The 14,031-nt window shown below is 69.2% G+C and carries 7 protein-coding genes; all 7 read right to left on the bottom strand.

Annotation, left to right across the window (positions count from 1 at the left end; translation table 11 throughout):
* Positions 1-44: 44 nt before the first annotated feature.
* The gene (locus NA3_RS01735; protein WP_227995380.1) at positions 45-872 is read right to left on the bottom strand and encodes an ABC transporter permease; all 828 of its coding nucleotides are present in this window, start codon (positions 870-872) and stop codon (positions 45-47) included.
* Positions 869-1,654 carry an ABC transporter permease gene (locus tag NA3_RS01740; protein ID WP_062961834.1) on the bottom strand — a complete coding sequence of 262 codons (786 nt, stop codon included), beginning with the start codon at positions 1,652-1,654 and terminating at the stop codon, positions 869-871. The genes NA3_RS01735 and NA3_RS01740 overlap by 4 nt, the downstream gene beginning before the upstream one ends.
* Positions 1,651-2,628, bottom strand: coding sequence for an ATP-binding cassette domain-containing protein (locus tag NA3_RS01745; RefSeq protein ID WP_227995381.1), 978 nt, complete (start codon positions 2,626-2,628; stop codon positions 1,651-1,653). Before NA3_RS01745 ends, NA3_RS01740 begins: the two co-directional genes overlap by 4 nt.
* Positions 2,629-2,700: 72 nt before the next feature.
* On the bottom strand, positions 2,701-5,748 hold the full coding sequence (gene nbtC, locus NA3_RS01750) for a nocobactin polyketide synthase NbtC (RefSeq protein WP_062961836.1): 3,048 nt from the start codon (positions 5,746-5,748) through the stop codon (positions 2,701-2,703).
* Complete coding sequence (locus tag NA3_RS01755; RefSeq protein ID WP_062961837.1) at positions 5,741-7,039, bottom strand: beta-ketoacyl [acyl carrier protein] synthase domain-containing protein; 1,299 nt, start codon at positions 7,037-7,039, stop codon at positions 5,741-5,743. Before NA3_RS01755 ends, nbtC begins: the two co-directional genes overlap by 8 nt.
* Positions 7,036-7,788 carry a thioesterase II family protein gene (locus NA3_RS01760; protein WP_062961838.1) on the bottom strand — a complete coding sequence of 251 codons (753 nt, stop codon included), beginning with the start codon at positions 7,786-7,788 and terminating at the stop codon, positions 7,036-7,038. Before NA3_RS01760 ends, NA3_RS01755 begins: the two co-directional genes overlap by 4 nt.
* A 23-nt stretch (positions 7,789-7,811) precedes the next feature.
* A complete protein-coding gene (locus tag NA3_RS01765) occupies positions 7,812-13,985 on the bottom strand; it encodes a non-ribosomal peptide synthetase (RefSeq protein WP_062961839.1) in 6,174 nt (2,057 codons plus the stop codon).
* Positions 13,986-14,031: the final 46 nt, after the last annotated feature.

The following is a 14,031-nucleotide window of genomic DNA, read 5'->3' on the forward strand; positions in this document are numbered from 1 at the left end:
CTATTTTCGAGCTAATGGCATGTCCGGAGGCGGCGGAGGACTGGTCAACTCTGGGCGGCGCGACGGTAACCGCGAATGGCCACGGCACCGAAAACCACAATCAGGCCCACCGACCATGCCACGGTCTGCAATACCGGAACCAGCAGCGGTCCACCGAGAGTGAAGTTGCGCATCGCCTCGATGGCGCAGCTCATCGGCTGAGCCCGCACGACCGGTTGCAACCATCCCGGGTAGTTCCGCACCGGCACGAATCCGGAATTGAAGAACATGCCGACCAATACCACGATCGCGAACAGCTGCACCACCTTCTCGCCGGCGCTGCTCACCCCGACCGCGACAACCAGCGGGGTGAATCCGGCGATCACGATCACCGGCACCAGCAGGACACCGATCGCACCGCCCCAGCCCTGCTGGAACCGCAGGCCCAGGCCCATCCCGACGGCGACGACCACGACCGTCGCGGCCAGCGCGCGAGCGCATTCGGCGACGAGCCGGCCGGACATTCCGGCCCAGCGATGCATCGGGAGCACCCAGAACCGGCGCAGCAGACCGCTTTCCCGCTCGGCGTACAACGACATGCCGGTACCCATCGCGCCGTACATCGCCCCGGCGACGGCGATCATCGGGACGAAACCGTAGATCGGGTCGGCACCACCGGCGGCGCCGAGGGATTTGTCCAGCACCAGGTCGTACATGAGCAGCAGCAGAATCGGCAGCACCAGCGTGCTGGTGACCACCTCCGGCTGCCGCGACCAGCGCCGCAGCAGGCGACCGGTCTCGACCAGAGTTTGCGATCCCAGATCGCCGATCCGGTTGCCGAGCACGGGAGAATCGCCGCTCCGCATGCCGGCGACTTCGATCACCTCACTCATGCCCGGTGCCCTTCCGCTCGCACTGCCAGGACCACGGCGACCACCAGCAGCACCGCGATCCAGATCGCGGCCACGCCGAGTGCGGAGCCGTAGGTCCCCGCGGCCAGTCCACGCAGCGCGTCGGTGGTCTGCGAGACCGGCTGGTTGCGCACGTACGGCTGGATCCAGCCCGGAAAGCCTTGGACCGGAACGAATCCGGTGGACGTCATCACCAGCAGCAGTTGCGGGCCGAACAGGACGGTGCCGCTGAGTTCGCTGTTGCGGGTGATGGTGCCGAGCGCATCGGTGGCGATCACGAGCGTGGCGCCGAATGCCAGGACCACCAGTACGAAGACCAGCGCGGAATCCGCGCTGTGGAACCGGAATCCGAAGAGGGTGCCGATCACCAGCGCCCCGGTGAAGGCGGCGACGGCACGCACCAGATTCGCCGACATGCGCGCGGTCACCGGTACCCACGGCGGCACCGGCATCCCCCGCAGCCGCGTGGCCATGCCGCCGACGACCTCTCGTGCCGCCCGGTCACCGGCGAACATGGAGGTGAAGAACATGGCGAAGACCGCGATCAGGGGAAGCAGGTACTGCGCGTAGTCGATACCGCCGGCCTCCATGGAATGCCGCAGCGGCACGTAGAAGCAGACGAAGAACACCACGGGCGCGGCGAAGGCCAGCACGAGATCGCCTTCACGGAGCGCGGTGCGAATCATGCGGCCGCTCAACGCACTCCACTGCACACCGGCCGGAACCCGGAACAGTTCGGGAGTTTCGGCGGTCGCCGCGGTCATGCCGGGACCTCTTCGGCCGGTTCGGTCAGCTGGATGAAGACCTCGTCGAGGGAGGGGCGGCGCAACGCGATGTCGATCAATGCGATTCCCGCGGCGTTGATCCGATCCAGTGCCTCCGACAGCGTCACCGCGCCGCCGGGCGCGGGCACCGACACCCGGTCTCGCGATTCGGCGATCGTGACCTCGCCCAGACTCGCCAGCGCGGCGGCCACGGCCGGCACATTCGCGGCATCGACCGGGACGACCTCGCAGTAGCTGTCGCCCGAGCGAGCCTTGAGCTGATCCGCGGTACCCTCGGCGATCACGGTGCCCTTGTCGACGACGATGATGTTGTCGCTCAACGCATCCGCCTCCTCGAGGTACTGCGTGGTGAGCAGAATCGTCACGCCCTGTTCCTTGAGCGAGCGCACCAGCGCCCACAAGCTCTGGCGGCTGACGGGGTCCAGCCCGGTGGTGGGTTCGTCGAGGAATACGACGCGCGGCGTGCGGACCAATCCGCAGGCGATGTCGATGCGCCGGCGCATACCACCGGAGTACCGGCCGACCCGGCGTTCCGCTGCCTCGGTGAGCGCGAACTGTTCCAGCAGTTCCTCGGCGCGCTGCGCGGCGGCCTTGCGCCGCAGGCCCATCAGACGGGCGAAGAGCACCAGATTCTCACGGCCGGTGAGCATTTCGTCGAGCGCCGCGTACTGGCCGGTCAGCATGATCGAGGACCGGACCTGGGCGGCCTGGGTGACGACGTCGAAGCCGGCTACCCGCGCACTGCCGGCATCGGGACGGATCAGCGTCGACAACACCGACACCGTGGTGGTCTTACCCGCGCCGTTGGGCCCGAGCACGCCCAGCACACTGCCCGCGGGGGCGCTGAAGCTGATACCTCGCAACGCGCGCACCGCGCCGAAGGTCTTCTCCACACCGTCGACGACGATCGCGTTGTCCGTATCCGCCGGACCACCCATTGAATTCGACACCATAGCTCTCCGTCCGAGCGCCCATCACTTGGTAAGGCTGACTTGATTATTCGACGAAATTCCACCGTCTCGGCCTCAGCCGAGCAGCGCCACCACCTCGTCGAGGGAGGCGCCACCGAGAATGGCGGTGACCGGGAGATCCCGCCGCAATTCCGACTCGACCCGCTTGCGGAGGTCGAGCGCCTGTAGCGAATCCAGGCCCAGCGCCACCAGCGGTACCGATCCGTCGACGGCCTCGTCCGGTTCCAACCCCATCACCACCCGCAGGGCATCGCGCACGGTGTCGGCGGTACCGCGCGGCGCTGCGGCGGTGTCGGCGGCGGGCTCGGGTGCGGCCACCGGCTCGGCGACCGTGACCACTACCGGCTCCGGCTCGTCGTCGGGTAGTTCGGCGAACAGCGGCGCGAAACCGAACACCGAGAACAGATCTCGAATGCGACCCCACTGTGCGGCGGCGACCAGGACGGTGCCCGCGCGCGGCGCGAAGCCGGCGGCGACCGCCACCGCCGGGTCCATCGGCAGCAAACCGGTGCCGCTGATGCGGGCCAGCGCTTCGGCGTGGTCGGCGCCGACCGCCCGCCACAGCCCCCACTGCACCGACGAGCATCGGATGCCCTCGGCCCGATAGTGCGCGGCCTGCGCGTCCAGCATCCGGTTGACCGCGGCGTAGACCATATGCCCGCGCCCGCCCAGCGTGGCCGACAGCGACGAGCACACCACGATGCGACCGTCGACGGTGCGCGGGAAGATACGCGTGAGATTGTGCAGCACTCCGGATTTGGCGCCGGCCGCGGCGCGAATGGTGACCGGATTCGGATCGGCGGCCGCGGCTTCGTAGTCCACGGCGGCGTGCACGATGAGGGTCGCCGGACTCGCGGCGTACTCCGCCGCGAGATCGCCGAGCGCGTCGGCGTCACCGGCGTCGCAGCGGCGCGCGACGATCTCCGATTCGTATCGGGCGCCGATCTCGGCGATGCGCGCCGCGCCGGCGGCCGAACCCCCGGTCCTGCTGATCACCGTGATCCGGCCCGCGCCCGCGGCGGCGAACCGCTCGCAGCAGTCGAGCCCGACTTTGCCGGTGCCACCGACGATGACGACCTCGCGCAGTTCCTCCCCGCGCGGCGGAATATCACCGGCGGTGTCGTCGAGGATCAGCCGTTTCCCGTAGTAGGCGCCCTCGCGCACGGCCACTTCGGGCTCCCCCGCGATATGGATCGCACCGAGCAGCGCTTTCGCCGCCGCGGCGGCATCGGTCCCGGCGCCCAGATCGGCGTGGCGGAAGGCGACGCCCACGTGTTCGGCCGCCAGACAACGGAATCCGGCCTGCGCGGCGGCATGGAACGGATCCGGCAGATCGGAGTCGACGACGTGCTCACCGCCACTGGTCACCAGCCAGATGTCGCCGATGCCGTCGAGCTCGCCCAACCAGCCTCGCCCGCCGAGGAATTCGGATACATCGTGTACCGGACCGTCCGGCGACGGCGGCGGGGCCAGCACCACCAGGGTGTCCGGCCGGGCATCGGTACCCGGCTCGACCACCGTGGCGCCCTGCCGCGGCGCGGCCGCGCGAACGGCGGCCGCGAGTTCGGCGTGTGCGCCGGAGGGATCGACCAGCGCGAGCGTCCGCGGCGGCACCATCATGCGCCGCTGCAATCTGGTCCAGGTCTCGACCACCCGCTGTGGCGCGGCCGTCGGACCACCGGATTCCGTTTCCGCGGTGGCCTCTTCGACAGTGCGAGCGTAGTCGAACGGCGCCCACAGCGATTTGGCGCTCATCTGTGTATGGGGGAAATCGAGCAGCGGTAGCGCGGGCACACCGCCGTCACCGGATTCGCGCAGCGCCTCCCACCGATAATTCGCGTCGTGCACCGCGACGGTCGCCAGATTCCGGGTGAACTCCCGCAGATTCTCGGCCGTGCGGCGCGAGGTGCCCAGCGCCTGGAATTCCCGCTGCCCCGGAATCTCCCCCAGATTCTCCTGAATCGCGAGCATCAGGGTCGGATGTTCGGAGATTTCGATGAAGGTGCTCGCGCCGCCCTCCGCGGCTTTCCGGATCGCCAGGTCGAAACGCACCCGATTACGCAGGTTCAGATACCAGTAATCGACGATCGACAGGCCGGAATGGATGCGGTCGCCCATGGTGGCGCCGATACAGTCGATCTCGGTGTCGATGAAGGCGTGGTTGTCCATCTCCGGACCGACCGTGGCAGCCAGCACGTCGCGCCCGGTACTGACATAGGAGGTGTGCGCCGGATACCGGACGCGAATTTCCTTCGCGAATTTTCCTGCGGAAGTGAAGGATTCGACGATGCGGACGACGGCGTCGCGTTCACCGGAGATCGCGATGATGTGGCGGGAATTGATCACCGACAACTCCACGAAGTCGGCCTGCCGCGCGATCAGGTCCTCGCACTCGTCGCGGTCGATGCCCAGCACCGCCATGGAATAACCGCTGAGCTTGCGGTCGTCGACGATACGCGCCCGGGTGGTGACGATCCGGACCGCGTCCCGCAGGGTCTGCGCCCCGCTGACGTAGGCGGCGGCGATCTCACCCTGCGAATGTCCCACCGTCATACCCGGGCCGACCCCGGCGGCCCGCCACATCGCGGCCACGCCGACCATCTGCACGAACAGCGCCGGTTGCACGGTCAGCGCCTTGTCGTCGGCCGCCTGCTCGGCCTCGAGCAGATAGACGCGCGGTGACCAGCCGTAGAGATCGTGGAAGACCTTGTCGCACTGGTCGACAGCATCGCGGTAGGCCGGCGAGTGCTCGTAGAGCATCGCGCCCATGCCGGGGCGCTGGCTGCCCTGGCCGGGAAAGACGTACGCCACGCGCTGCGCGGTCGCGGCGCGCTCCGATCGCACCACCGCCGGATGCGGTCGGCCGTCGGCCACGGCGCGCAGCGCGGCGATCACATCGGTCTGCGCGTCGGCCATGACCAGGGCGCGGTGGCGGCGCGGCGACCGGGTACGAAACAGCATGTCGGCCACGCGGTCCGGAGTCACGTCGGGATGGTCGGCCAGGTAGTCCGCGACTGCGGCCGCCTCTCGTCCCACCAGGTCCGGATTGTCGCTGGACAGCAGGATCGGGACGCTGCCGTCGGGCAGGCGGTAGCTAGACATGACTCTCCTCTTCGGCCGGAATGGCCAGCAGCGCATGGGCATTCGTGCCCGAGACCCCGAACGACGACACCGCCCCGTAGCGCACGCCGTCGTGCGGCTGCCAGTCCTCGAGTTTCGCGGCCAGCCGCAAGCCGGTCGCGTCCCAATCCACCCTGCCGGTCGGATTGTCGGCGAAGCGGGTCGGCGCGATCTGTCCGTGCAGACCGCTGAGCAGCACCTTGATCAGCCCGAGCATGCCCGCCGCCGCCTGTGCGTGGCCCAGATTCGATTTCACCGAGCCCAGGCGCGCGGACCCCGATCCGTAGACGCGATCCAGTGCCTCGAGTTCCAGTGGATCGCCGACCGCGGTCGCGGTGCCGTGGCCTTCGATCATGCCGACGACCTCGGGCGAAATACCCGCCGCCGCAACGGTCGCGCGGATCAGCCGTTCCTGCGCGCGGCTGCTCGGCACGGCGATCGGCGCCCCGGCGCCGTTGTGGTTGATACGGGTGGCGAGCAATCGCCCGTAGATCCGGCGACCCGCCGCGCGAGCCCGCGATTCGTGTTCCAGCACGACCACACCCGCGCCCTCGCCCCACAGCGTGCCGTCGGCGGCATCGGAATACGGTTTGCACTGCCCGTCCGCGGCCAGCGCGTTGTTCTTGGAGAATTCGAAGAACGCGGCGGGCGAACCCATCACACAGACCGCACCGGCCAGCGCCCAGTCGCATTCCCCGGCGCGGATCGCCGCCGCCGCCATGTGCACCGCCGACAGTGAGGAGGCACAGGCGGTGTCGACCACGATCGACGGGCCGCCGAGGCCGAGGCAGTGCGAGATCCGCCCGGCCACCGCTCCCAGGGCGGCACCGGCCGCGCGGTACCCCGAGTAGTCGTTGACCTCGGCGGCGTGTGGCCCGTATTCGGTCGGCGAGGCACCCATATAGCAGCCCACCTCATCACCGTCGACGGCCGCGGGATTGATGCCGGCGTTCTCCAGTGCCCGCCAGGCCACCCGCAGTGCCACCCGCTGCTGCGGGTCCATCGCGACCGCCTCGCGCGGTGTGATGCCGAAGAACGTCGGATCGAATTCCGATGCGCGAGCGAGGAACCCGCCCGCATCGCAGACCGCCGCCCAGCCTTCGTGGCGCGACAGGTTCAGCAGTTCGGCGAGCGGCCAGCCACGGTCGCGCGGGAACGGCCCGGTCAGATCGCGGGCCTGCGACAGCGCCGCCCAGTACCGGCCGGGCGTCTCGATGCCACCGGGCGCCTCGACGGCGAGGCCGCTGACGACGATGGGATCCGCCTCGCTCATGATGTGGTCTCCAGTTCCGCGATCAGCAGCTCCGCGATGCCCTCGACGTGGTCGTGCAGGTAGAAGTGGCCACCGTCGAACATCGACACCGACACGTGCGAGTCGGTGTGCTGCTGCCACCCGTAGAGGTCGCCCATGGTGACGTACTCGTCGTCGCTGCCGCCCATCGCCTGGATGGGAGCCTGCACCCGCACGTCCTCGGGGCACGAGTAGCGGTCGAAGGCGGCATAGTCGGCCTTCAACGCCGGGAGCGCCATCCGCATCAGGTCACGATTGCCCAGCAGATCCGAGCCGGTGCCCTCGAGTCCGGCCATATGGTCGAGCAACTGTTCGTCCTCGGTGGGATGGTCGGGCATTTCGGCCACCCGCCCCGGGGAAACCGCACCCGAGACCGCCAGCAATCGCACCGGCACACCTTCGGATTCGGCGATGCGGACGAATTCGAAGGCCACGATCGATCCCATGCTGTGGCCCAGCACCGTGATCGGCTCGTCGCGATTCCACGGTGAGAGCGCGAATTCGTCGAAGGCTCCCTCGGCGAGTTCCGGCAGCGTCCGCAGTGCGGCCTCGCGAGCGCGGTCCTGGCGGCCGGGGTACTGCAGCACACCGACATCGAAATGTTCGCGCAACTGCTTCGAGAAGGGCCGGTAGGTCGATGCGCCGCCGCCCGCGTGCGGGCAGATGATCAGCGGTGCGCTCGCCCCACGCGGTGCGTGGAACTGCCGGATCCACCCGGGTGCTGCTGCCATGCTCGTCAGACTCCTCATATCTGTCACTGCCACATCCGCCGCATCACCAGCAGGCCCTGGTCCTCGTCGTCGATCACCGTGGTGTCGGCGACGGCGCGGTCGGGCTGTTCGGCGATGGCGCGCAACGTATTCCGGAAGGCGGTCTCGATGATGCGGGCATCGTCGGCTTCGAAACAGTCCTCGGCGTAGAACACCACCGCCTGCACGGCATCGCCGGGTAGCAGGGAATTGGCCGGGAAGATCATCAGCAGCAGCGCGTTGTCGGTGGCGCCGCCGCCCTCGAACGACACCAGCTCCAAACCGCCCTCGCGCACCGAGATTTCCAGCTCGTCGCGGCCCGGCGGATAGGACTGGAAGACGAACATGCTGTCGAACAGCTTGCGCGCCGCCGGGCCCGACCGACCCGCCGTTCGCATCGCCGAGGTGAGCCGGTACTGGTGGTACTCCATGAGATCGACACGGTGCCGCTGCATCTCGGCGAGATGGTCGCGCCAGGTCCGGTCGCCGGCCAGGTCGATCGCGACCGGAATGGTGTTGGCGAAGCAGCCGACGGCATGGTCGACGCCGTCGAGATCGGCGGGCCGGCCCGACACCACCTCACCGAAAACCGTTGCCTGCTCGCCGGTTACGTAACGCAGCGCGTTGGCCCAGGCGAGCTGGCAGACCAGGCTGAAGGTGGCGCCCTGCTCCGCGGCCAGCCCGGTGGCGCGCGCGACCGTCTCGTCGTCGAGTACGAACGTGCGCCCCTCCGGTACGCCGCCACGGTCGGGCGTGCGGGCCGGGGCGACGAGGCAGGGTCGCACATCCTCGAGATAGCTCTGCCAGGCCGCCTCGGTGGCCTCCTCCCGGTCCCGGGTGAGGCGCAGGAAGCGCGCGAAGGTCTCCGGATCACCGAGCGGCGCTCCCCCGCGACCGGCGTATTCGGCGAAGATCTCGCGCGGCAGCAACTGCCCGGACCAGCCGTCGGTCAGCAGATGGTGCGAGGTCAGCAGGACCGTGTGCCGGTTGCCGGGCAGATGCACGACGGTGATCCGTAGCAGCGGCCCCTGGGCGAGGTCGAAATGTTCGGCCTGATCGGCCCGGAAGAATTCGTGCAGGCGCTGCTGCGCGTCGGGCAGGTCCGCGAAGTCGATCTCGCGCACCGGAATGCGCATGTGGTCGGCGACCACCGCATAGGGCTGTCCGGCATGCGATACCGAAATCGACACGCGCAGATTGGGGTAGCGGTTCAGCACGGTGTCGAAGGCCGCGGACAGCAGCGGTAGGTCGAGTTCGCCGCGCACCCCGATGAGCGTCTGCACGTTGTAGACGTCGTTGCCCGCCGAACCGAGGGCGGTGAAGTACAGACCGGCCTGCAGCGGCGCCAGCGGATAGATGTCCACGCAGCCGGGATACAGCGCCTGCCAGCGGTCCAGGTCCAGCTGGGTCACCTCGTCGGCGACCACATCGCTGGGCGTGAGGCGGCGAATCGGATTGTCGCGCACGCTCTTCACGAGTTCGCCCAGGCCCTCGCTCCACAGCTGGGCCAGTTCGCCGGCTTCGTCCTCGGACAGCGGCCCTGCCGGGAACCGGAAGGAGGCATGCAACCGCACACTGTCCCCGTCGGCCAATGCCACGGTGTTGACGTCCAGCAGCGCGGGGGCCGGCATGGCCGGATCCGCGTGACCGCCCAGGTAGCCGAATTCCGGTGCGGCATCCCAGGTTCGGACCGATTCGCGGTCCGCGGCGCCGGACGCGGCGAAGCGGCCCATGTAGTTGAAACTCACCTGCGGCGACGGCGAACCCGCCAGCGCGGCGCGGGTTTCCGGGTTGAGCCGGCTCAGCAAGCCCCAGCCGATCCCCGATTCGGGCACCGCGAGCAGTTGCTCCTTGACCGCCTTCACCGCGGATTCGACCTGTTCGCCCGCGTCCGGGATACGCAGCGCCACCGGGTAGGCGGTGGTGAACCAGCCGACAGTGTTCGCGAGATCCACACCGCTGAAGAGGGTTTCGACCCGGCCGTGCCGTTCCATCGTCACCGCGACCGCATCGGCGTCCCGGTCGCGGCGGCGGCGGAAGCGGTGGATCGCCACCGCCAGCGAGGCGACCTGGATGTCGAGGAAATCGCAGCCGAAGGCCGTGGTGGCCGCGCTCATCAGGAATGCGGTGTCGTCCGCGTCGAGGGTGGTGGTGACCTCGCGCACGGTCGCGACGGTGTCGACGGCCGGATCGAGGGCGCGACTGCCGAGCAGCGGATCCACCGCTTCGGCGGCCGCGCGCCAGTACGGCAGCGTCGCGACGACGGCGTCGCTGTTCGCCACCCGCACGAGGCCGGTGTTCCAGGTCTTGACCGAGGTCCCCGGCTGCGGCTCGACCGTCGCGGCCTCGACACCCCACAGACCACGCAGGTCGTCGTGCAGGACCCGCCAGGACACGCCGTCGACCACCAGGTGGTGGACGACCAGCAGCAGCCGCCCCTGCGTTCCGTCGGCGGAGTGCACCCAGGCGGCGGCGAGCATACGGCCCGCACCGGGTTCCAGTTGCGCGCTCAGCTCGGCCAGCTGCTGGTTCAGCCGCGCGCCCGCGCTGCGGTCCCAGTTCTCGTCATCGATCACGACCTCCGCGAGGGTGGGCGCGGCGGTCGGCTCGTCCGGTTCCGGGACGTAGTAGGCCGTGGCGCCCTGCGGATCGGTGCCGAGCCGGGCACGCAGCATCGGATGGCGCGCGGGCAGCGCCGAGACGACCTCGGCGATCTGCTCGCGCGTGCTGTGCGCGGGGGCGACGACCGCCGTGGCCTGGGTATAGGCGTGGTAGTCGTCGGACTGTTCGATGAGCTGGGCCGCGATGGGGTTGAGCGGAATCCAGGCGGCCGGGCTGTCCGCGTCGACCAGCGCCGGACCGGCACTCTCGACGATCGGCTCGCACGCCGTGGCGATCCGGGCGATCGTGCGCGCGTCGAACAGCGCGCTGGTCGTGATCAGCAATCCGTGCTTCTTCAGGGCCGCGGCCATCCGGATCGCGCTGATGGAATCGCCGCCGAGGGCCAGGAAGTCGTCGTCGGCCGCCAGCGGAGTGGTCGCGCCGAGGTGCAGAACCGACCGCACCACCTCCGCGACCGCGGCTTCGGTGCCCGCCCGCAGGTCCCGCCCGTGCCCGGTGCTGCCACCCGGATCCGGTTGCGGCAGGGCCCGGCGGTCGAGTTTGCCGTTGGCGGTCAGCGGTAGTGCCGCCAGTTTCACCAGTGCGGTGGGGACCATGTATTCCGGCAGGCGTTGCGCGAGTGCGGCTTTGATGCGCTCGGAATTCTCGGCGTCGCCCCCGGTGGCGAACTCCGAATTCGCCTCCGGCACATAGTAGGCCACCAACGCCAGGGCGTGGCCCTGCCCGCCCTGCGGCACGGTGATCGCGACGGCGGAGGCGATACCGGGTACGCGGCGCAGCACCGTGCCGATCTCACCCAGCTCGATGCGATGTCCGCGCACCTTGACCTGATCATCGACCCGGCCCAGGTATTCCATGCGACCCCGCGAATTCCAGCGCACGATATCGCCGGTGCGATACATCCGGGCTCCCGGCTCACCGGCGAACGGGCAGGCCACGAAGGCCGCGGCGGTCAGATCGGGGCGGCGGTGGTAGCCCTGCGCGAGCTGCACCCCGCCGAGGTAGAGCTCCCCGATCGCCCCGGGCGGGACCTGCCGCAACCGCTCGTCCAGCACGTAGACCGACGAATTCCATTCCGGCACACCGATGAGCGCCGGTTCGAGCGCGGTGCCGGCGGGCCCTTCGGTGTTCGTCCGCCCGGCGAAGTCCTCATGCATGAGATCCATCGAGCCCTCGGTGGGGCCGTAGAGACCGAGCACCGTACCGCCGAAGAAGCGGCTCGATTCCTCGACCAGCGCCGGCGGCACCGCCTCGCCGCCCAGGTACACGTAGCGCATGGATCGCAGCCGCGCGGGATCGGGACCGGCATCGATGAATGCGCGAACCACGCTGGGCACCAACGAGATCTGCGTGATGCGGTGCCGGTGGATGATATCGGCGAGCGCCTCCACATCGGCCTGCCACCACTGCGGCGGCGGCAGCACCGTCGCCGATCCGGTGCACAGCGCGTTCACCAGCTCGAAGACCGAGACGTCGAAGCCGATCGGCGCCTTCTGCAGGATGCGTTCCTCGCCGAAGCCGAGGTAGTCGCGCATCCATTGCACGTGGTTGGCGATGCCGCGGTGATGGATCACGACGCCCTTGGGGCGGCCGGTGGTGCCGGAGGTGTAGAGCAGATAGGCGGGGTCGAGCGGATGCAGGGGCCGCGGCAGCTCGTCCGGCGACAGTTCCGAGCCGTCCAGCGCGGACAGGCGTTCGATCACCGCCGGGTCGGTGAGATCGATTGCCGGAACATCGGTTTCGAGGATCGACTTCGTGCCCGCCGATGTCAGCAGCAGCGCCGGCTGGGCATCGCCGAGCATGTACTCGATGCGGTCGAGCGGATAGCTGGGGTCGATCGGGAAATACACTGCGCCGACGCGCAGCACCGCCGCGAACGCGATCGGCAGCCGCTCACTGCGTTCGGCGTAGACGCCGACTCGATCGCCGGGCCGCACGCCGTCGGCCAGCAGCAGACGCGCGAGCCGGTTCACCCGGGTATCGAATTCGCGATAGGTCAGTTCGATATCGCCGAACACCACGGCCGTACGGTCCGGGTAGGTGCGCGCGGAGGCACGGATCATCGCGTCGGCGGTGTCCGCCTCGATCGGCACCGCGGCGCCGTGCGACCACTGCGCCAGCGCCCTGCGATCGGTGGGCGACAGTGTGGCCAGCTCGGACACCTCGGCGTCGGGGGTCGCGGCGGCGAGCACGAGATCGATGTACTCGTGCAGGCGATCGATGGTGACGGGATCGAAAAGGTCGGTGCGATAGGTGATCTGGACATCGGTCCGATCACCGTGCATGAACGTCTCCACCACCAGCGGCAGCAGGGCCGCGCCGTTGTCGATCAGCTCCCAGCTGGTGGTGGCGTCCGGCAGCTGGGGGCCGTCGATCTTCTGGTGCAGGAACAGCACCATCGTGTCGAACAGCTGGGAGCCGACATTGCCGGTCGCGGCGTTCACCGCGCGGACGATGCCCTCCTGCGGAAAATGCTTGTGCCCGAACGCATCGGTGATCACGCCACGCACCTGCTCGACCAGCTCGGCGAAGCGTTGATCGTCGCGGCCGCCGATGCGCAGCGGGAGCATATTGCTGAGATTGCCGATCAGCAGCTCCATCCCGGACTCTTCGCGGTTGGCCACGGTGGTGCCGATGACCATGTCGGTGCGCCCGGTCATCTCGCGCAGCGCGACGTAGTAGGCGGCGAGGAACACCGAGAACGGGGTGGTGCGCAGGTCGGCGGTGAGGCGCCGCAGCGTCGCGTCGGCGGCGGTGCTCAGCGGGCGATCGCAGCGGGCGCCGCGTTCGGTGGGCGCGACCGGGCGGCGATCGTAGGGCAGCTGCAGTTCCGGCAGTTCACCGTCGAAGCTGTTCTGCCAGAAGCGGATATCCTCGGCATGGTCGTCGGCGGCGAACCGGCCGGCCTCCCATTCGGCGAAGTCGGCGACCTGCAACCGCAGCGGCTCCACCGTGACCGGGCCGGTCAGTGCCTGCCGGTAGAAGTTCTCCACATCGCGCGAGAGCGCGGGCAGTGTCATACCGTCCCACGCGATGTGCTGAATCACCACTACGGCGACCAGCTCGCGGGCGGATATGCGCACGAGGGTCACCCGCAGCGAGGACTCCGATGTCAGATCGAAGCTCTCGCGGGCCGCGGCCTCGGTCAGCTCACGCAACCGCTGCCGGACCTGCTCCTCGGCGAGACCGGACAGATCCTCCTCCACCAGCCGAGGCGGCAGATCGGCATGAATCCGCTGGTAGGGTTCACCGTCCTGATCGGTGTGGTAGGTGGTGCGCAGCACCTCGTGCCGCTCGACCAGCGCTGCGAAGGCCGTGCGCAGCGCTCCCGAATCGACCGGCGCGGCGTCCACCGCAGCCGTGAACGTCAGCGCCAGGCACAGGTTGTAGGCGGAGCTGCCGGGCGAAATCTGTTGATGCGCCCACACGTAACGCTGTCCGAACGACAGCGGCGCCCGCTCCGGGTTCCGGCGTACCGGCACGGCCGCGGCGGTGGCCAAACCCTCCTCGGCGAGCCGAGCCGCCATCGCTACCTGCAGGTCTTCCAGCGAACGCATCTGACGAACCAATCTGTCTACGAGAAAACTCGGGGGCCTGTGCTGC

Source organism: Nocardia africana NBRC 100379 (assembly GCF_001612635.1).
In the GTDB taxonomy this organism is placed as follows: Bacteria; Actinomycetota; Actinomycetes; order Mycobacteriales; family Mycobacteriaceae; genus Nocardia; species Nocardia africana.